Below are 20,862 nucleotides of genomic sequence, written 5' to 3' on the forward strand. Positions count from 1 at the left end.
CTGCCGATTCCCGATTCCCGATTCCCGATTCCCGATTCCCGATTGCATGCCCCCGCCCCGGCGGCTATACTCCGCCGGCTGTTTTGCGTCTCGCGCATTGCGTCGTTCACGTCGGACGTCATCGACGAATTCACACCTGCCGCCGCCATCCGTGCCGGGGTGCCCCCACAAGGGGTTCGTCACGGAGGCGACAGGGAAGCCCAACCCCGGAATTACGTGCGCTTGACTGCGAGTCCCTCGCAAGAACCCGCACATCCATGTGCGGACTTTTCAAAAACAAGCCGCGCACGGCAATTCCGCTATCAGGAGTTTTTTCAATGCCCCAAGTCACCATGCGTCAGATGCTGGAAGCCGGCGTCCATTTCGGTCACCAGACCCGCTATTGGAACCCCAAGATGGCGCCGTACATCTTCGGCGCGCGCGGCAAGATCCACATCATCAACCTCGAGAAGACCGTCCCGCTCTTCAACGACGCGATGAACTTCCTTTCCTCGATCGCGCAGAAGCGCGGCACCGTGCTGTTCCTGGGCACCAAGCGCAGCGCGCGCGAGTCCATCAAGGAAGAAGCCGAGCGTTGCGGCATGCCGTTCATGACCCAGCGCTGGCTGGGCGGCACGCTGACCAACTTCCGTACCGTCAAGCAGTCGGTTGCACGTCTGAAGGAACTGGAGTCGGCCGAGACCGACGGCACCTTCGACAAGCTGGTCAAGCACGAAGTGCTGGGCCTGCGCCGCGAGCGCGAGAAGCTGGACGCCTCGCTGGGCGGCATCAAGGAAATGAACCGCCTGCCCGACGCGATCTTCGTGATCGACATCGGCCATGAAGACATCGCCATCAAGGAAGCCAAGAAGCTCGGCATTCCGGTGATCGCGGTGGTCGACACCAACTACGATCCGGCCTTGGTCGACTACGCCATCCCGGGTAACGACGACGCCATCCGTGCCGTGCAGCTGTATGCACGCGCCGCTGCCGACGCCGTGCTGGAAGGCAAGGCCGCTGCGCCGAACTCCGCGTCGGTTCGCGAAGAAGAGTTCTCGGCCGAGTCCGCCGACGAAGGCAAGGGCCGTCGCGCTCCGGCCAAGAAGGGCGACAAGAAGGCTGACGCGCCGGCCGACGCCGCCGCTCCGGCTGCCGAGTAATCGGCCTGCAATGCGGCCGCACCATGCTGTGCGGCCGCAGCCCCGACGGGTCCACCGCGGCCCGTCGCCGAGGCCACTGAACATCTCTACGGGGGCGGCCGGCATGGCTGCGCCGTCTCCTACTGGCGGAACACTCCGCCGCACGCATTCGTCCATATGAGGTAATTCCATGGAAATCACTGCTTCCCTGGTCAAGGAACTGCGCGAGCGCACCGGCGCCGGCATGATGGAGTGCAAGAAGGCACTCGTCGAAAACGCAGGCGACATCGACGCCGCTGCCGAATGGCTGCGCAAGTCGGGCCTGGCCAAGGCCGACAAGAAGGCTGACCGCGTTGCCGCCGAAGGCCGCATCGCCACCGCACAGGCCGGCGGCAAGGCCGTGCTGGTCGAAGTCAACTCCGAGACCGATTTCGTCGCCAAGGACGAGAACTTCCTGGCCTTCACCGAGACCGTAGCCACCGCTGCGCTGAACTCGGACGCAGCCGATGCCGAAGCGCTCAAGAGCGTCAAGCTCGACAGCGGCGAGACCATCGAAGAGCGTCGTGCCGCGGTCATCGCCAAGGTCGGCGAGAACCTGCAGGTGCGTCGCCTGGCCCGCATCGACAGCGCCAACAACGTCGCGGCCTACGTGCACGGCGGCCGCATCGGCGTGCTGGTCGAGCTGAAGGGCGGCGACATCGAGCTGGCACGCGGCATCGCCATGCACATCGCCGCGATGAACCCGCCGCACGTCAAGGCCTCCGATGTTCCGGCCGAGTTCGTCGCCAAGGAAAAGGAAATCGAACTGGCCAAGATGTCCGAGAAGGACAAGGCCAAGCCGGCCGAGATCCTGGAAAAGATCATCAGCGGCAAGATCAGCAAGATCGTCAACGAAGTGACGCTGTACGGCCAGCCGTACGTGCTGAACACCGACCAGACCGTCGAGCAGGCGGTCAAGGCTGCCGGTGCCGACGTGGTCGGCTTCCAGCGTCTGGCCGTTGGCGAAGGCATCGAGAAGGTGGTGGAAGACTACGCCGCCGAAGTGATGAAGCAGGCCGGCCTGGCCTGATCCTCGCCACTGTGTCGAAGAGCCGCGGCCTGCCGCGGCTTTTTTTTTGGCCCGCGGCCGTCGCGCGAATACGTCGACGCGCCAAGCTGAAGCGAACGCATCTGCCGGGCCCACAACCGGCCTCAACTCTACAGATGTCGTTGCCGTTGCCGCTAATCCTGGATGCCGACCAGGCTTTCCGCGTCCATCGCGCACGCGCTGCAGCGCGGCGACGGCGGAGCATGGCGTGCCCCATTAACGAGCGCAGCGGTATGCTTGCGCTCACCGTCGGCGATGACCCATGCAACCAGATCTACAGGCCGCCCTGCACTACTGCCGCAACCTGCCGTCGCCTCCAGGCATCGCGCTGCGCGTCATCGAGCTGGCGCAGGACCCCGATGTGGATATGACTGCCGCGGCCAACGTCATCGGCATGGACATGGCCTTGAGTTCGCGCATGCTGCGCGTTGCCAATTCGCCGCTTTACGCCAGCCGTCGCCGCATCGACAACCTCGGCCAGGCGCTGACCATGCTCGGCCTCAACGCGACCCTGAGTCTGGCGCTGGGGTTTTCGATGGTGCACGGCGTGCGCAGCACCTTCACCGCGCATCCGCTGCATGAGCGCATCTGGCGCCGCGCCGGTCTGTGCGCGCTGGCCAGTCGCATCCTCGGGCAGGCCTACGGCATCCGCAAACCCGAGGAACTCATGCTGGCCGGCCTGTTGCAGGACATCGGCAAGCTCGCCCTGCTGCAGGGCGCGCCCGAGCTGTATGCGCCGCTGCTGGAGCAGGCGCCCGACAACGCCGCGCTGCTCGACGCCGAACGCGAGCATCTGGGCGCCACCCATGCCGAAGTCGGCGCCTGGCTTGCGCATCAATGGCAGTTGCCGCCGTACCTGCAGAACGCCATCGCGCAAAGCGAGGAAGAGCCCGCCAGAATGGAGCCGTTCATGGCCTGTGTCGCGCTGTCCGGACGCCTGGCAGACATCTGGCTGTCGGCCAGCGCCGTGGCGGCCACCGAACACGCGCAGCGACAGGCGCAGGACGTACTGGAACTGGATGCCGAACGCTTCGAAAAGGTGATCGAACGCATCGCCGAATCGCTGCCCGAACTGGAAGCCCTGTTCGACATCCGCGTGCCGCAACCCGAGCACATCCAGATGATCTTCGAACAGGCGCGCGAACTGGCGATGCTGCGCAGCCTGCGCGAATTGCAGGAGGTCGCCGAAGCGCGCCGGCATGCCGACGAATCGGAAAACCGCATGCGCCATCTAGCCGAACAGGCCAGCCGCGATGCATTGACCGGTGTATTCAATCGCCACCAGCTCGGCACTGCGCTCGCGCAAGAGTTCGAGCTGGCATCGCGTCAGAACTGGCCGCTGTCGATCGCCTTCATCGACCTGGACGACTTCAAGGGCGTCAACGATGCGCATGGCCACCTGGTCGGCGACGAGGTGCTGCGCAACTTCGCGCAGACGCTGCAACGCATGGTGCGCACCAGCGACCTGGTCGCCCGCTATGGCGGCGAGGAATTCCTGGTGATCCTGCCCAATACCGCGGCCGAAGCGGCGTTGATGGTGGTCGAGCGCATCCTGGCCGAAACCGCACGCACCCCGATGGCACAACTGCAGGACGGCCCGTTGCACATCACCTTCTCGGCGGGACTGGCCACCCACGGCGGTGGCGACCGGCAGTTCGAGAGCATTGAGCATCTGCTGCAGGCCGCCGACAGCACGCTGTATCGCTCCAAACATCGCGGCCGCAACCGCGTCACCGCCTACGATGCGACCGACGTGCCGACGCCGCAGCCTACGCGCGCGCACTGAGCAACGCGTCACGTCATCGCCAACTACCGAATTTTTACCACGCCCGGTGACAGGCTTCCGCTAGACTTGCCGGCGTTTGCCGATCCCCCACACCGAGGTTTCCCCCATGTCCGAACTTCCCTATCGCCGCATTCTTCTCAAACTTTCCGGGGAGGCGCTGATGGGAGACGGGGATTACGGCATCGATCCCAAGGTCATCAATCGCCTCGCCCATGAAGTGATCGAAGCCCAGCAGGCCGGCGCGCAGGTCGCGCTGGTGATCGGCGGCGGCAACATCTTCCGCGGCGCCGGCCTGGCCGCCAGCGGCATGGACCGCGTCACCGGCGACCACATGGGCATGCTGGCCACCGTAATCAACGCGCTGGCGATGCAGGACGCGCTGGAGAAGCTCGGCGCCAAGGTGCGTGTGATGAGCGCGATCAAGATCAACGATGTCTGCGAAGACTTCATCCGCCGCCGCGCGATCCGCCACCTGGAAAAGGGCCGTATCGCGATCTTCGCCGCCGGCACCGGCAATCCGTTCTTCACCACCGACTCGGGCGCGGCGTTGCGCGCGATCGAGATCGGTGCCGACCTGCTGCTCAAGGCAACCAAGGTCGACGGCGTGTACGACAAGGACCCGAAGAAGCACCCCGATGCGGTGCGTTACGACAGCCTGACCTACGACCAGGTCATCCTGCAGGGTCTGGAAGTGATGGACACCGCCGCCTTCGCCCTAGCGCGCGACAGCGACCTGCCGCTGCGCATCTTCGGCATGAGCGAGCCCGGCGTGCTGCTGCGCATCCTGCATGGCGAGCAGATCGGCACGCTGGTGCAGGGTCGGAGTTGAGGCCGGGAGTGGGGAATCGGGATTCGGGAATCGCAAAGGCGCGGTCCCGGAGACTTCGCTGACGCCTGACCGATGGCGATGCCGGGCGTGGAGTGGCACCCCAGGTGAACCGGCTGCGCAGGACTCTGCCGGCCGGCAAGTCTCAAAACGCAGTCCCGGCTATAATCTCCGGATTCAGCTCCACACGGATTCCGGCGATGCTCAACCAGATCAAACAAGACGCGCAGACGCGCATGACCAAGAGCATCGATGCTCTGCGCCATTCCCTGACCACGGTGCGCACCGGCCGCGCCTCTCCGGCGCTGCTGGACGGCATCAAGGTCAAGGCCTACGGCACCGACACCCCCCTCAACCAGGTCGCCAGCATCAGCGTCTCAGAAGGCCGCTCGCTGGTCATCAGCCTGTTCGACAAGGGCATGATCAAGGACGTCGAGAAAGCGATCTACGCCTCGGATCTGGGCCTGACCCCGACCGTGGTCGGCACCGTGATCCGTCTGAACCTGCCGCCGCTGACCGAGGAGCGCCGCAAGGAGCTCAGCAAGTCCGTGCATGGCGAGGGTGAGGACAGCAAGGTGGCCATCCGCAACATCCGGCGCGATGCCAACCAGCAGGTCAAGGATCTGCTCAAGGACAAGGCGGTCACCGAAGACGAAGCGCGCAGCGCCGAAGACGACATCCAGAAGCTCACCGACAAGGCCATCAAGGATGTGGATGAGGTCGTCAAGGCCAAGGAACAGGAACTGATGACGGTCTGATCGTGGCCTCGCCTGCCATGCATCCAGTACCTTCCGCTGCCGACGTGCCGCGCCACATCGCCATCATCATGGATGGCAATGGGCGTTGGGCGCAGCGTCGGCGGCGTCCGCGCATGATCGGCCATCGCGCAGGCGCGCGTGCGGTCAATCGCACCATCGATTTCTGCCTGGAAAAAGGCGTCTCGGCGCTCACCCTGTTCGCGTTCTCCAGTGAGAACTGGGGCCGCCCGCAGGAAGAAGTCGACGCGCTGATGAAGCTGTTCCTGCATGCGCTCGATCGCGAGGTCGACGAACTGCAGCGGCGTGGCGTGCAGGTGCGCTTCATCGGCGATCGCGGCCGGTTCGCGGCGCCGCTGCGCGAGCGCATGGCCGGTGCCGAACGCATCACCGCCGCCAATTCGCGCCTGGTGCTGAGCATCGCCGCCAGCTATGGCGGCCGCCAGGACATTGCGCTGGCCGCGCGGGCATTGGCCGAAGAAGTGGCCGCCGGCCGCCTGCAACCGCAGCAGATCGACGAAGCGCGGCTGGCCAGCCGTGTCGCGCTGGCCGATCTGCCGGCGCCGGACCTGTTCATCCGCACCGGTGGCGACACCCGCATCAGCAATTTCCTGCTGTGGCAGCTGGCTTACACCGAACTGTGGTTCACCGAAACCCTGTGGCCGGAGTTCGATGCCGGCGTGCTGCAGCAGGCACTGGATGACTATGCCGGGCGCGAACGTCGCTTCGGCCTGACCAGCGCCCAGATCGCCGACAAGGCGACGGAGAGCTCGTCCGCATGACTAAGACCCGCGTGATTGCCGCGCTGATCATGGCGCCGCTCGCCATCTGCGCGATCGTGCTGCTGCCCACGCAATGGCTGGCGGCGCTGGCGGCGATCCTGTTCCTGACCGGCCTGTGGGAGTGGCTCAAGCTCTCCGGCATCGACGACAGTCTGCCGCGCACCGTGCTGCTGATGCTCAATCTGCTGCTGATGGTGCTGATGGTGTGGGCCTCGGCCGGCTCCATGGTGCTGTTCCAGATCGCCGCCTTGGTGGGTGTGGTCTGGTGGCTGCTGGCGCTGCTGTGGCTGCGCTTTTTCACCTTCGGCGCCGATCACGGCAACGGCCAGGCGCGCGCGCTCAAGCTCGCCGCCGGCACGCTGGCGGTGTTGCCGGCCTGGGCCGCGCTGGTGCTGCTGCATGCCAACCCTGACAAGGGCAACCTGTGGCTGCTGACCGCGCTGACCATGGTATGGGCGGCCGACTCGGGCGCGTACTTTGCCGGCCGCGCGTTCGGCAAGCACAAGCTGGCGCCGCGGGTCAGCCCCAACAAGACCATCGAAGGCCTGCTCGGCGGCATGTTCGCCGGCATCGTGGTCGCCTGCGCGTTCGGCTGGCTGGCCGGGCTGACCCTGGCGCATGTGCCGCAGCTGATCCTGGTGGCGGCAGTGGCGGTGCTGGCCTCGGTGCTGGGCGATCTGTTCGAGAGCCTGCTCAAGCGCCACGCCGGCGCCAAGGACTCCGGCACGGTGATTCCGGGCCACGGCGGCGTGCTGGATCGTATCGACGGCGTGCTCGCCGCCCTGCCGGTGTTCGCACTCGGCAAGGAAATTCTCGGATTCTAGGCATGGCTGGCTCCCCTCTCCGTCAGGTCGCCGTGTTCGGCGCCACCGGCTCGATCGGTGCATCGGCACTGGATGTGATCGCCCGTCATCCGCAGCGGCTGCGCGCCAGCGTGCTGTCGGCCGGCAGCAAGGTCGACGACCTGCTGGCGCTGTGCGTCAGCCATCGCCCTGCGCATGCGGTGATCGCCGACCACTCCCTGTACCCGGCGCTGCGCGACGGTTTGCGCACGGCCGGATTGACCACCCAGGCCCACGCCGGTTCCGACGCCCTGGACGCGCTGGCCGCCAGCGATGCCTGCGACACCGTGGTCGCGGCGATCGTGGGAGCGGCCGGGCTGCCGTCCACGCTGGCTGCGGCCTGTGCCGGCAAGCGCCTGTTGCTGGCCAACAAGGAATCCCTTGTGCTGGCCGGCGAGTTACTGACCCGCGCTGCGGCGGCGGCCGGCGCCGAGATCATCCCGATCGACAGCGAGCACAGCGCCATCTTTCAGTGCCTGCGCTCCTGCGACGCCAGTCGCGGTGTGCGCCGGGTCATCCTGACCGCGTCCGGCGGGCCGTTCCGGGGCTGGGACCGTGCCGCGCTCGGCGCAGTCACGCCCGCGCAGGCCATCGCCCATCCCAAATGGTCGATGGGCCCGAAGATCTCGGTGGATTCGGCGACGCTGATGAACAAGGGCCTGGAGGTGATCGAAGCGCATCACCTGTTCGGCCTGCCCGGCGCCCGGATCGATGTGCTGGTGCATCCGCAGAGCCTGGTGCACTCGCTGGTCGAATTCGTCGATGGCTCCACCCTGGCCCAGCTTGGCCTGCCGGACATGCGCACCACGCTGGCGGTCGGCCTTGCGTGGCCGGAGCGGGTCGAGTCCGGAGTCGCCGGGTTGGACCTGCTGACCCAGGGGCGACTGGATTTCGAGGCGCCGGACACGGCTGCCTTCCCGTGCCTGCGCCTGGCCTGGGAGGCGCTGGAGGCCGGTGGGACCGCGCCTGCGATCCTGAACGCGGCCAACGAAGTGGCTGTTTCAGCGTTTCTTCAGGGCCGGGTGGGTTTCCTAGCGATTCCCGCGTTGGTCGAACACACACTGACAACGCTCCCACGGCACAATGCCGACTCCCTCGACACCCTGCTTTCTGCCGATGCGCAAGCGCGGCAGATCACCGAACGCGCCCTCGCCCATCACAGCCTTCATGCCTGATCGATTTACGCAGACGAGTTGCATCCATGGGTGATTTCATCGGTTCGGTCTGGTGGATGATCGTCAGCCTGGGCGTGCTGGTGACCTTCCACGAATTCGGGCACTTCTGGGTCGCGCGCCGCTGCGGCGTCAAGGTGCTGCGCTTTTCGGTGGGCTTCGGCAAACCGTTGTGGATGCGTCGCGACCGTCACGGCACCGAGTTCGTGGTGGCGGCCATTCCGCTGGGCGGCTACGTCAGGATGCTCGACGAGCGCGAAGGCGATGTCCATCCGGCCGAGCAGGATCAGGCCTTCAACCGCAAGACGGTGTGGCAGCGCATCGCCATCGTGGCCGCCGGCCCGATCGCCAACCTGCTGCTGTGCATGGCCATGCTGTGGGCGATGTTCGTGGTCGGCAAACAGGATTATTCGGCCACCGTCGGCCGCGCCGATGGCCTGGCCGCCGAAGCCGGCCTGACCCCGGGCGAGCGCATCGTACGCATCGACGGGCGCAACGTCAGCAGCTGGAGCGATGCCAGCATGCAGCTCACCATGGCGGCGATGGACACGCGCGATATCCGCGTGCTGACCGCCGCCGAGGGTGCCGGCAACCGCGAGCACACCCTGCGCCTGTCGCAGCTGCCGGCCGGCTTTGACGAGCGCCGCGTGGCGTCGCTGGCCGGCATCGGCTGGCAGTTCATGCTGCAGCCGCCGGTGGTGGGACAGGTGCTCGCCGGCTCCGCGGCGCAGGGGCTGCTCCAGCCCGGCGACCGCATCGTGGCCATCGACGGCCAGCCGATCCGTTCGGCCGACGAGATTCCCCCCCAGCTGCAGGCACTGGGTGCGCAGGGCGGGACCGGCATGATTGAGGTCGCGCGCGGCGAGGACCGGCTGGCGCTGGAAATCGCCCCGCGCCGATCGCCGCAGGGGCAGTGGCTGCTGGGCGTGGGGTTTGCGGCGGCGCAGGCGCCGGCCTACGACAGCCGCCAGCAGTTCGGCGTGTTCGCCGCGGTGCCGGCCGCGATCCGTGAGACCGGCAAGATGACCGCCGATTCGCTGGGCATGATGAAGCGCATGCTGACCGGCCAGGCATCGGTCAAGAACATCTCCGGGCCGGTCACCATTGCGCGCGCGGCCAACGCCTCGGCCGAACGCGGGCTCGACTGGTTCCTGTATTTCCTGGGATTGCTGTCGCTCAGCCTGGCGATCATCAACCTGATGCCGATCCCGATCTTGGACGGTGGGCATCTGCTGTATTACCTTATCGAGTTGGTCAAGGGCAGCCCGATCAGCGAACGGGCCATGATTGCCGGGCAATATGTCGGCCTGGCGGTCCTGGCCGGGCTGATGGGACTGGCGTTCTACAACGACATCCTCGGCCTGGTTCCACGATGAAGCTGCCCCACTCTTTCCGCCTGTTGTCGTCGTCATACGTCGGCATCCAGCAATACCCGAAATCGACTCCAACCGGATGTGACATGACGCGTCTTCCCACTCGCCGCCTGCTTGCCCTCGCTCTTGCCGCCGGCCTCAGCCTGCCAGTCGTTGCCCTGGCCGCAGAGCCGTTCGTTGCCAGCGACATCCGCGTCGACGGCCTGCAGCGCATCGCCTCCGGCACCGTGTTCACCTATCTGCCGGTGAACCGCGGCGACACCGTGGACGATGGCAAGGTCGCCGACTCGATCCGCGCGCTGTACCGCACCGGCTTCTTCGAGGACGTACAGCTGGATCGCCAGGGCAACATCCTGGTGATCACCGTGAAGGAACGCCCGGCGATCAACAAGCTCACCGTGACCGGCAACAAGGACATCAAGTCCGAGGAGCTGCTCAAGGGCCTGGGCGACATCGGCCTGACCGAAGGCGGCACCTTCGACCGCCTGAGCCTGGACCGCGTGACCCAGGAGCTGACCCGCCAGTACAACAACCGCGGCAAGTACAACGTCGAGATCACCCCGACGGTCAGCCCGCTGGACCGTAACCGCGTGGACGTGGCGATTGCGATCAAGGAAGGCAAGGCGGCCAAGATCCGCCACGTCAACCTGATCGGCACCGAGAAGTTCGCCAACGAGGACATCCTGGAGAACTGGGAATCCAAGGAGCACAACTGGGCCTCGTGGTACCGCCGCGACGACCAGTACTCCAAGGAAAAGATGTCCGGCGACCTGGAGAAGCTCAACTCCTGGTACCTGGACCGCGGCTACGTGGACTTCAGCATCGACTCCACCCAGGTGTCGATCAGCCCCGACAAGCGCGACATGTTCGTCAGCGCCGGCGTCACCGAAGGCGAGCAATACAAGATTTCCGAGATCAAGGTCACCGGCGACACCGTGCTGCCGCAGGCCGACATCGAGCGCCTGGTCATCCCCAAGGCCGGCGACATCTTCTCGCGTGCGCTGCTGGAGTACACCTCCGATGCGATCACCAATACGCTGAGCAACGTCGGCTACGCCTTCGCCAAGGTCAACCCGCTGCCGACCCCGAACCGCGAGGACCGCACCGTCGCGGTGAACCTGCAGGTGGTGCCGGGCCCGCGCGTGACCGTGCGCCGCATCCTGTACAAGGGCAACAGCCGCACCTCGGACGAAGTGCTGCGCCGCGAAATGCGCCAGTTCGAAAACACCTGGTACTCGCAGGCAGCGATCGACCGGTCCAAGATCCGTCTGCAGCGCCTGGGCTACTTCGAGAGCGTGGACGTGGAAACGCCGGCCGTGCCGGGCAGCAACGACCAGGTCGACGTGGTCTACAACGTCAAGGAAACCACCTCCGGCAGCTTCGTGTTCGGCCTGGGTTATTCGCAGAGCTTCGGTGTGACCACCTCGGTGCAGTTGTCGCAGAACAACTTCCTGGGCGGCGGTAACCGGGTGGCGGTGGAGGCCTCGCGCAGCAGCTATCAGCAGCGCTACGCGTTCTCCTACACCAACCCGTTCTTTACCGACGACGGCGTGTCGCTGGGCTACAACCTGTCCTGGCGCTCGCTGGACTACTCGGACTTCAACACCGCGCAGTACAACAGCAAAAATGGTTCGGCGCAGGTGGTGTTCGGCGTGCCGATCACCGAGAACGACACCATCTCGGCGATGGTCGGCGTCGACAGCAACCAGATCAATACGTTCCAGGGCCAGACCCCGCAAGCCATCATCAATTATATCGATGCGATCGGCACAAGCACCTTCCATGCCTGGCGCACCGAGCTGGGCTGGGCACGCGACACCCGCAACGACTTCTTCATGCCCACCCGCGGCATGTACCAGCGCGTCGGCCTGGAGACCACCCTGCCGGGCTCCACGGTCGAGTACTACAAGTTCAACTACCAGATCTCCAACTATTGGCCGATCATCCCGGCGATCGTGTTGAATACCCGTTTCGAGCTGGGCTATGGCGACAGCTATGGCAAAGACAGCTCACGTCAGATTTGCGGAGTAGAAAGCAGTACGACGTATACGGAACAAGCCTGCAATGGCAGCAACCTGCTCCGATCCGTGACGGCCACCGGCCTGCCGTTCTACGAGAACTTCTACGCTGGCGGTACCAACTCGGTGCGCGGCTTCGAAGACAACACGCTGGGTCCGCGTTCGGAACAGACCTTCAATTACACGCGCGGCCAGCCGCTGGGCGGGTCGTTCAAGACCGTCGGTTCGGTGGAAATGTACTTCCCGAAGCTGTTCGACAGCCCGTCGGCACGCGTATCGGCGTTCTTCGACTTCGGTAACGTCTACGACGGCGTGGACAATTTCAAGGCCAACGAGCTGCGTGCGTCCACCGGCGTGGCGTTGTTGTGGCGCGCACCGGTCGGCCCCATCTCGATCAGCTATGCGTTCCCGCTGAAGAAGGAAGACAACGACGAGATCGAACGTCTGCAGTTCACCTTCGGCGGCCAGTTCTAACAGCCAACGGCAACAAGAAGGCGGCCCGCGTGCGCAGGCCGCCCGTGTATCGCCGGTGGGATGTCGGCCGGTCAGAACCAGCCGTCGAACCAGGTGGAAACGGCGTTGGATAGGCAGCTGGCGATGTCGCCGGCAGGCAGGCTGAGACACTACAGCTGCTGCTCACCGGCGGCTTTGCCCTGCTCGATATCGAAGGATTGGGCCGATGCACTCGCGACCGCGCCCAGCATGACCAGACCACCAAGGATGGAACGAACGGTTTTCATATGCTTGCTCCTGGATTCGCCGCTTGATTGCGACAGGACCCTAGATACGCAGGCGTTGTTGGGAACTGTTTAATGGTGTTTTTCCCCCGTTAAAGCGGCGCTCCCATATTTACAAGAGGTTCACCCTGATGCGCTTGACCGCCAGTGCGATTGCCGAACAATTTGGTCTGACCGTCGTCGGCGATGGCGCCGTCGAAGTCAGTGGCGTCGCCACCCTGGCGCATGCCGGCGCGGGGCAACTGAGCTTTCTGTCCAATCCGCGCTACCGGCCGCAGCTGGGCCAGAGCCAGGCGGCCGTGGTGGTCCTGCGCGCCGACGATGCGCAGGACGCACGCGGCACCGCGTTGGTCGCCAAGGATCCCTACACCGCGTTTGCCAAGATCGCTGCCTTGTTCGATGTGGCGCCGGTGCGCGAACCGGGCATTCACCCTTCCGCGGTGATCGATCCCAGTGCACAGGTCTCGCCGAGCGCGCACGTCGGTCCGTTCGTCAGTATCGGTGCGCGCAGCCGCATCGGCGATGGCTGCGTGATCGGCACCGGCAGCATCATCGGCGAAGACTGCGTGGTCGACGACGGCAGCGAACTGCTCGCCCGCGTCACCCTGGTCACCCGCGTGCGCCTGGGCAAGCGCGTGCGCATCCATCCCGGTGCGGTGATCGGCGCCGACGGCTTCGGCCTGGCGATGGATGCCGGCCACTGGATCAAGGTCCCGCAGCTGGGCGGTGTGGTGATCGGCGACGATTGCGAGATTGGCGCCAACACCTGCATCGACCGCGGCGCACTGGAAGACACCGTGTTGGACGAAGACGTGCGCGTGGACAACCTGGTGCAGATCGCGCACAACTGCCACATCGGCGCACATAGCGCCATCGCCGGCTGCACCGGGATCGCCGGCAGCGCCAAGATCGGCCGTTACTGCCTGCTCGGCGGACATGTCGGCGTGGTCGGGCATCTGGAGATCTGCGACAAGGTCGTGATCACTGGCAAGTCGGTGGTGCGCAACTCCATCCATGAGCCGGGCGAGTATTCGTCCGGCACCCCTCTCACCGACAATCGCACGTGGCGCAAGAATGCCGCGCGCTTCAAACAACTCGATGCGCTGGCAAGGCGCATCCTGGCTGTGGGCAAGGAGAAAGAATGAGTCACCCCACTTACGAGCTGCCGATCGACGTCAATCAGATCCAGACGCTGATCCCGCACCGCTATCCGTTCCTGCTGATCGACCGGGTTGTCGAGCTCGACCTGGACGCCAGGCGCATCGTCGGGCAGAAGAATGTCAGCATCAACGAGCCATTTTTTCAGGGCCATTTTCCCACCCGCCCGGTGATGCCCGGCGTGCTGATCATCGAGGCATTGGCGCAGGCCGGTGGCGTGATGACCCAGCTCGGCCTGGGACGCGACGCGCTGTCCAAGCTGTTCTACATGGTCAAGGTCGACAACGCGCGCTTCAACAGGCAGGTGGTGCCGGGCGACGTGCTGATGCTGGAAGTGCAGATGAAGCGTCTGATCCGCAACATGGGATGCTATTACGGCGAGGCCAAGGTCAACGGCGAAGTCGTGGCCAGCGCCGAGGTCATGTGCGCCGGCGCCAAGGAATAACCCGTTTTTGGAGGTGAGACACGATGCGTGATCAAGCACCCTTGATTCATCCCACCGCCGTCATCGATCCGTCGGCGCAGCTGGCCAGCGATGTGCGCGTGGGCGCGTTTTCGTTGATCGGCGCCGACGTGCAGATCGATGCGGGCACCGAGGTGGGGCCGCATTGCTCGATCCACGGCCCCACCCGGATCGGCCGCAACAACCGTTTCATTGGCCACGCCGCGATCGGCGGCGAACCGCAGGACAAGAAATACGCCGGCGAGCGCACCGAACTGGTGATCGGCGACGGCAATGTGATCCGTGAATTCGTCACAATCAATCGTGGCACCGGCGGCGGTGGCGGCATCACCGTGATCGGCAACGACAACTGGATGCTGGCCTACACCCATGTGGCGCACGACTGCCATATCGGCAACCACTGCGTGTTCTCCAACAACACCACGCTGGCCGGCCATGTGACCGTGGGCGACTACGTGATCATCAGCGGCTTTGCCGGCGCGCATCAGTTCTGCCGGATCGGCGCGCACGCCTTCCTGGGCATGGGCGCGCTGACCAATGGCGACGTCCCGCCATTCACCATGGTCGGCAGCGAATCGCTGGGCCGCCCGCGCGGCATCAACAGCGAAGGGCTCAAGCGTCGCGGCTTCGATGCCGAGCGCATCACCGCGATCAAGCGCGCCTACCGCACGCTGTACGTCGCCGGCCTGCCGCTGGCCGAGGCCAAACTGCAGCTGGCCGAACAGGCCAAGAGCAGCCAGGACGTACGCGGGTTGCTCGACTTCATCGAGGCGGCAGAAAGGCCGTTGTTGCGATGACGGGAATCGGGAGTCGGGAATCGGGAATCGCTGCAGGCGCGCACGCTGACACGCCTGCCGCCGGCCCGTCGCCGGCCCTTCCGATTCCCCATTCCCCACTCCCGATTCCCGGCGCGCAAACGCGCGCCCCACGCATCGCGCTGATCGCCGGCGAAGCCTCCGGCGACATCCTGGGTGCCGGCTTGATCGAGCAGCTGCGTCGCCGCTATCCGGCTGCCGAATTTGTCGGCATCGGTGGCGATGCGATGCGCGGAGCGGGCTGCCAGACCTGGTTCGATGCCAGCGAGCTGGCGGTGATGGGGCTGACCGAAGTGCTGCAGCATCTGCCGCGGCTGTTGAAGCTGCGCCGCGCGTTTCGTGAGCGTGTGCTGGCATGGAAACCGGACGTGTTCATCGGCATCGACGCGCCCGATTTCAATCTTCCGGTCGAGCGCTGGCTCAAGCAGCGTGGCGTACGCACCGTGCATTACGTCAGCCCGTCGGTCTGGGCATGGCGCGAGAAGCGTGCGGAAAAGATCGGCGCCAGCGCCGACCTGGTGCTGTGCCTGTTTCCGATGGAGCCGCCGATCTACGCCAGGCACGGCATCGATGCACGCTTTGTCGGCCACCCGATGGCCGACGACATCGCCTACCAGGCCGATCGCGCCGCTGCGCGCGCCAAGCTGGGCCTGTCCGCGTCCAGCACCGTGCTGGCGGTGTTGCCCGGCAGCCGGCATGGCGAAATCAGCAAGCTTGGCGATACGTTTTTCCAGGCCGCCTGGCTGGTGTCCGAGCAGTTGCCCAACCTGCACGTGCTGGTTCCGGCGGCCAATCCTGGTTGCAAGCAGCTGCTGGCCGAGCAGTTGTCGCGGTCGTCGCTGCCGGTGCTGCGTTCGCACCTGCTCGATGGCCAGGCGCGTACCGCGATGCTGGCCGCCGACGTGGTGCTGCTGGCGTCGGGCACCGCCACGCTGGAGGCGATGCTGGTCAAGCGCCCGATGGTGGTCGGCTACAAGGTCGCCCCGCTCACCTACCGCATCGTCAAGACGCTGGGCCTGCTCAAGGTCAACCGCTACGCACTGCCCAATATCCTTGCCAACGACGACCTCGCCCCCGAGCTGATGCAGGACGACTGCACCCCGGAACGCCTGTGCGTGGCCCTGCTGGACTGGTTCAAGCACCCGGAAAAAGTCGCCGCCCTGCAACCGCGCTATCTCGCACTGCACGCGCAGCTGCGCCGCGACGCATCGGCACGTGCGGCCGATGCGGTGGCTGGGCTGCTGATGCAGCCGGAATCGGGAATCGGGAATCGGGAATCGGCAGGAGCCGGGTCGTGAAGCGCTTAACTTCCCACGGTGCCGTTCTCGTTCCGACGGCGCAGGACGCGCTTTTTCACGATTCCCCAATCCCGATTCCCGATTCCCGCCTGATCGCCGGAGTCGACGAAGCCGGGCGTGGCCCGCTGGCCGGGCCGGTGGCGGTGGCGGCGGTGGTGTTCGATCCCGGCAAGCCGCGCATCAACGGGCTGGACGATTCCAAGCAGCTGACCGCGCAGCGGCGCGAGCAGTTGTACGCGCGCATCGTCGACCGGGCGCTGGCGTGGTCGGTGGTGCTGATCGACAGCGAGGAGATCGACCGCATCAACATCTACCAGGCGACCATGCTGGGCATGCGGCGTGCGGTGGAGGGGGTGGCGCATGTGGCCGGGTTTGCACGCATCGACGGCAACCGGGTGCCCAAGGGCCTGCCCTGCCCGGCCGAGGCCTTGATCGGCGGCGATGCGTTGGATCGCGCCATCATGGCCGCCTCGATCGTGGCCAAGGTCACCCGCGACCGCCTGATGCACGAGCTGCACGCCCAGCACCCCGAGTACCGCTTCGACCAGCACAAGGGCTATGCCACGCCGGTGCATCTGGCTGCGCTGCGCAGCCACGGACCGTGCCCGCAGCACCGTCGCAGCTTCGCACCGGTGCGGCGTGCGTTGGGAATCGAGGCGACGCAGTCGCCGTGGGACGTGCCCTGCGCGGCCCCGGCCGATGACCTGCTGCTGGCCGACTGACCGCCCCCCCTGCAGGCGGACCTGGCCCGGCCCCCCCTCCAGTCGCGCGGATGTGGCCGGTACGGCCATGGCTTGGAGCATCGCGTCCCGCACGCACAGCCCCGCACGCCTGCCGATCCGCGCAATCGCCACCGCCGCGCTGCACGCAGCTAGCCAAAGCCTGAATCGGCCGCACCGTCCAGCCCCCGTGGCAGCTGGCTGCAGCCCTGCGCCGGTGCTGTCAAGCCTTGTTCGACCCGACCACGCTCGCTACCCTGACCACGCATTATTCCGGTCTCGCATGTCCACTTCCCGCTTCGTCCATCTGCACGTCCACACCGAGTTCTCGCTGGCGGATTCCACCATCCGTGTGCCCGAGAAACCGGATCAGGCTGACCCGAAAAAGGCCAAGCAGGCCAACCTGCTCAGCCGCGCGGTCGAACTCGACATGCCCGCCCTGGCAGTCACCGACCTCAACAACCTGTTCGCGCTGGTCAAGTTCTACAAGGCCGCCGAAGGCGTGGGCATCAAGCCGATCGCCGGCGCCGACGTGATGATCGCCACCCCGGACATGACGCCCTGGCGCATGACCCTGCTGTGCCGCGACCGCGAAGGCTACCTGAGCCTGTCGCGCCTGCTGACCCGCGCCTGGATGGAAGGCCACCGCCCCGAAGGCAGCGTGGCGATCCACCCCGAATGGCTGCAGAGCGGCCATGCCAACCTGTTCGCCCTGGCCGGGCGCGACAGCCTGGCCGGGCGCCTGTTCGGCGAGGGCCGCACCGACCTGGCCGAGCAGCAGCTGGCCGACTGGCAGCGCGTGTTCGGCGATGGCCTGCACCTGGAACTGACCCGCACCGGGCGCGAGGGCGAAGAACGCTTCAACCAGTTCGCGCTGCATGCGGCCGGCGTGCGCGGCCTGCCGGTGGTGGCCAGCAACGATGTGCGCTTCCTGTACGCCAGCGACTTCAATGCGCACGAGGCGCGCGTGTGCATTTCCTCGGGCCGCGTGCTCGACGATCCCAAGCGCCCGCGCGAGTACAGCGACCAGCAGTACCTGAAGTCCGGCGAAGAAATGGCCGCGCTGTTCGCCGACGTGCCCGATGCGATCGACAACACGCTGGCGCTGGCGCAGCGCTGCAACATCGAGATGCGCCTGGGCACCTACTTCCTGCCCGCCTACCCGGTGCCCGAAGACGAGACGCTGGACAGCTGGATCCGCAGCCAGTCGCGCGATGGTCTGGCCGCACGCCTGGAAAAGAGCCCGATCGCGCCCGGCAAGACCCGCCAGGACTATGTCGACCGGCTGGAATTCGAGCTGGACACCATCATCAAGATGGGCTTCCCCGGTTACTTCCTGATCGTGGCCGACTTCATCCAGTGGGGCAAGAACCAGGGCATTCCGATCGGTCCGGGCCGCGGTTCCGGTGCCGGTTCGCTGGTGGCCTGGGCGCTGCAGATCACCGACCTGGACCCGCTGCCGTACAACCTGCTGTTCGAGCGCTTCCTCAACCCCGAACGCGTGTCGATGCCCGACTTCGACATCGACTTCTGCATGGACCGCCGCGACGAGGTGATCGACTACGTGGCGCGCAAGTACGGGCGCGAACGGGTCAGCCAGATCATCACCTACGGCACCATGGCGGCCAAGGCGGTGGTGCGCGACGCCGGGCGCGTGCTCGGCTTCACCTACGGTCTGGTCGACAGCGTGGCCAAGCTGATCCCCAACATCCTGGGCATCACGCTCAAGGATGCGATGGGCGAAGGCAAGGACTCGGAGATGGCCTCGCCGGACCTGATCCAGCGCTACCAGGTCGAAGACGACGTGCGCGACCTGATGGATCTGGCCCGTCAGCTCGAAGACCTCACCCGCAACGCCGGCAAGCACGCCGGCGGCGTGGTGATCGCGCCCGAGCCGCTCTCCGAGTTCTGCCCGCTGTTCGCCGAACACGACGAGGACGGGCGCGGCAAGAATCCGGTCACCCAGTTCGACAAGGACGACGTCGAAGCGGTCGGCCTGGTGAAATTCGACTTCCTCGGCCTGCGCACGCTGACCATCATCGACTGGGCGGTCAAGGCGATCAACGTGCGCCATGCGCGCGCCGGCATCGACCCGGTCGACATCACCACCATTCCGCTCGACGACGTGCCCACCTACAAGGGCGTGTTCGCCTCGGGCAATACCGGCGCGGTGTTCCAGTTCGAATCCTCGGGCATGCGCCGCCTGCTCAAGGACGCACGCCCGGACCGTTTCGAAGACCTGATCGCCCTGGTGTCGCTGTACCGCCCCGGCCCGATGGACCTGATCCCGGACTTCAACGCGCGTAAGCACGGCCAGCAGGAGATCATCTACCCGGATCCGCGTACCGAAGTCATCCTCAAGGACACCTACGGCATCATGGTGTACCAGGAGCAGGTGATGCAGATGGCGCAGATCGTCGGCGATTACTCGCTGGGCGGCGCCGACCTGCTGCGCCGCGCGATGGGCAAGAAGGTGCCGGCCGAAATGGCCAAGCACCGCGAGATCTTCCGCGAGGGCGCGGCCAAGGGCGGGGTGAGCGCGGCCAAGGCCGACGAAATCTTCGACCTGATGGAGAAGTTCGCCGGCTACGGCTTCAACAAGTCGCACGCCGCCGCCTACGCGCTGGTCAGCTACCAGACCGCGTGGCTGAAACGGCATTACCCGGCCGAATTCATGGCCGCGACGCTGTCCTCGGACATGGATAACACCGACAAGGTGGTCGGCTTTCTCGACGAGGTGCGCAATCTCGGCCTGACCGTCAAGCCGCCGCGCGTCAACGAGTCGGCCTACATGTTCGCCGCCGCCAGCCCGGACACGATTCAGTACGGCCTGGGCGCCATCAAGGGCGTCGGCCAGGGCGCCTGCGAGGCGATCGTCGAGGAACGCCAGCGCGGCGGCCCCTACACCACGTTGCTGGATTTCTGCACGCGTGTGGGCACCGCCAAGCTCAACCGCCGTACGCTGGAAGCGATGATCAATGCCGGCGCGATGGACGGGCTGGGCAAGAACCGCGCCTCGCTGATGCTGCAACTGCCGGAAGTGGTCAAGGCCACCGAACAGCTGGCGCGCGAGCGTGCCTCCGGCCAGAACTCGCTGTTCGGCGGGCCGGACCCGAGCGCGCCGGCGTTGCGTCTGGACCTGCCCGAAAGCAAGGAATGGCCGCTGGGCCAGTTGCTCACCGGCGAGCGCGAAACGCTGGGCTTCTATCTCAGCGGCCATCCGTTCGACCCGCACCGCGACGAGGTGCGCGAGCTGGTCGGCTGCGACCTGAGCTCGCTGGAGAAGATCCTCGCCTCGCAACAACGCGGCGGTGGCGGTGGCGGTGGCGGCGATGGCGAAAAACGCGCCTGGCGCCCGGAAGTCAGCGCGATCCTGGCCGGCCAGGTGATCGGCGTGCGGCGCAAGGGCGACAGCCAGGTGTTCGTGCAGCTCGAAGACGGCCGTGGCCGGGTCGAATGCAGCGCGTTCTCCGATGCGATGGCCGAGTTCGGGCATCTGCTCACCCGCGACCGCATCCTGATCGTCAAGGGCGGCCTGCGCGAGGACGAATTCAATGGCGGCTACAGCCTGCGCATCCGCCAATGCTGGGACTACGAGCAGATCTGCGCCGACCACGCGCAACGCCTGTCGCTGCGCCTGGACCTGCGCGAAAAGCAGGCCTGGAAGCGCATCGACGCCCTGCTGGCCAAGCACCGCCCCGGCAAGACTCCCCTGCGCCTGGACCTGCTGCTGCGCGCCCCGACCGGTGGCGTGGCCGGCATGCTCGACCTCAACGGCAGCCATTCGGTGCGTATCGACCAGCAGTTGATGGACAGCCTGCGCGCCGACCCCGCGGTACGGACCTTGAAGATCAAGTACAGCCCTCCGTGGGCTTGAGAATGGAGAGTCGGGAATCGGGAATCGCAAAAGCGG

Annotated in this window: 16 protein-coding genes; all 16 read left to right on the top strand. The window is 66.0% G+C overall.

The window, feature by feature from the left end; all coding sequences use genetic code 11:
• Positions 1-317 precede the first annotated feature (317 nt).
• Positions 318-1,139 (top strand): 30S ribosomal protein S2, encoded by an 822-nt coding sequence (gene rpsB / locus XaplCFBP3123_RS02030; RefSeq protein WP_026064294.1) that lies wholly within the window; start codon positions 318-320, stop codon positions 1,137-1,139.
• A 169-nt stretch (positions 1,140-1,308) separates the two neighbouring features.
• Positions 1,309-2,187 (top strand): translation elongation factor Ts, encoded by an 879-nt coding sequence (gene tsf, locus XaplCFBP3123_RS02035; protein WP_104532586.1) that lies wholly within the window; start codon positions 1,309-1,311, stop codon positions 2,185-2,187.
• 280 nt (positions 2,188-2,467) lie between these two features.
• Complete coding sequence (locus XaplCFBP3123_RS02040) at positions 2,468-3,991, top strand: sensor domain-containing diguanylate cyclase (protein WP_104532587.1); 1,524 nt, start codon at positions 2,468-2,470, stop codon at positions 3,989-3,991.
• 106 nt (positions 3,992-4,097) lie between these two features.
• Positions 4,098-4,820 carry a UMP kinase gene (gene pyrH, locus XaplCFBP3123_RS02045; protein ID WP_039520304.1) on the top strand — a complete coding sequence of 241 codons (723 nt, stop codon included), beginning with the start codon at positions 4,098-4,100 and terminating at the stop codon, positions 4,818-4,820.
• A gap of 197 nt (positions 4,821-5,017) precedes the next feature.
• Positions 5,018-5,575 carry a ribosome recycling factor gene (frr, locus tag XaplCFBP3123_RS02050; protein ID WP_104532588.1) on the top strand — a complete coding sequence of 186 codons (558 nt, stop codon included), beginning with the start codon at positions 5,018-5,020 and terminating at the stop codon, positions 5,573-5,575.
• A gap of 17 nt (positions 5,576-5,592) precedes the next feature.
• On the top strand, positions 5,593-6,354 hold the full coding sequence (gene uppS / locus XaplCFBP3123_RS02055; protein WP_172453047.1) for a polyprenyl diphosphate synthase: 762 nt from the start codon (positions 5,593-5,595) through the stop codon (positions 6,352-6,354).
• A complete protein-coding gene (locus XaplCFBP3123_RS02060) occupies positions 6,351-7,178 on the top strand; it encodes a phosphatidate cytidylyltransferase (protein WP_104532590.1) in 828 nt (275 codons plus the stop codon). The genes uppS and XaplCFBP3123_RS02060 overlap by 4 nt, the downstream gene beginning before the upstream one ends.
• 2 nt (positions 7,179-7,180) lie before the next feature.
• Complete coding sequence (locus XaplCFBP3123_RS02065) at positions 7,181-8,371, top strand: 1-deoxy-D-xylulose-5-phosphate reductoisomerase (protein WP_104532591.1); 1,191 nt, start codon at positions 7,181-7,183, stop codon at positions 8,369-8,371.
• A 26-nt stretch (positions 8,372-8,397) separates the two neighbouring features.
• Positions 8,398-9,744: an RIP metalloprotease RseP gene (gene rseP, locus XaplCFBP3123_RS02070; protein WP_104532592.1), complete on the top strand. Its 1,347-nt coding sequence runs from the start codon at positions 8,398-8,400 to the stop codon at positions 9,742-9,744.
• Between the two features lie 83 nt (positions 9,745-9,827).
• Positions 9,828-12,233, top strand: a complete 2,406-nt coding sequence (gene bamA / locus XaplCFBP3123_RS02075) for an outer membrane protein assembly factor BamA (protein WP_172453048.1) — start codon at positions 9,828-9,830, stop codon at positions 12,231-12,233.
• Between the two features lie 394 nt (positions 12,234-12,627).
• On the top strand, positions 12,628-13,641 hold the full coding sequence (lpxD, locus tag XaplCFBP3123_RS02080; RefSeq protein WP_104532594.1) for a UDP-3-O-(3-hydroxymyristoyl)glucosamine N-acyltransferase: 1,014 nt from the start codon (positions 12,628-12,630) through the stop codon (positions 13,639-13,641).
• The gene (gene fabZ, locus XaplCFBP3123_RS02085) at positions 13,638-14,099 is read left to right on the top strand and encodes a 3-hydroxyacyl-ACP dehydratase FabZ (RefSeq protein ID WP_104532595.1); all 462 of its coding nucleotides are present in this window, start codon (positions 13,638-13,640) and stop codon (positions 14,097-14,099) included. Before lpxD ends, fabZ begins: the two co-directional genes overlap by 4 nt.
• A 23-nt stretch (positions 14,100-14,122) precedes the next feature.
• Positions 14,123-14,914, top strand: a complete 792-nt coding sequence (gene lpxA, locus XaplCFBP3123_RS02090) for an acyl-ACP--UDP-N-acetylglucosamine O-acyltransferase (protein ID WP_104532596.1) — start codon at positions 14,123-14,125, stop codon at positions 14,912-14,914.
• Positions 14,911-16,230: a lipid-A-disaccharide synthase gene (gene lpxB / locus XaplCFBP3123_RS02095; protein ID WP_253254114.1), complete on the top strand. Its 1,320-nt coding sequence runs from the start codon at positions 14,911-14,913 to the stop codon at positions 16,228-16,230. The genes lpxA and lpxB overlap by 4 nt, the downstream gene beginning before the upstream one ends.
• Entirely contained in the window at positions 16,227-16,952 is a 726-nt protein-coding gene (locus XaplCFBP3123_RS02100) for a ribonuclease HII (RefSeq protein WP_104532597.1), read from the top strand. Before lpxB ends, XaplCFBP3123_RS02100 begins: the two co-directional genes overlap by 4 nt.
• A 280-nt stretch (positions 16,953-17,232) precedes the next feature.
• Entirely contained in the window at positions 17,233-20,826 is a 3,594-nt protein-coding gene (dnaE, locus tag XaplCFBP3123_RS02105; RefSeq protein ID WP_104532598.1) for a DNA polymerase III subunit alpha, read from the top strand.
• Positions 20,827-20,862 lie beyond the last annotated feature (36 nt).

The organism is Xanthomonas arboricola pv. populi (assembly GCF_002939945.1).
Lineage (GTDB): Bacteria > Pseudomonadota > Gammaproteobacteria > Xanthomonadales > Xanthomonadaceae > Xanthomonas > Xanthomonas arboricola_A.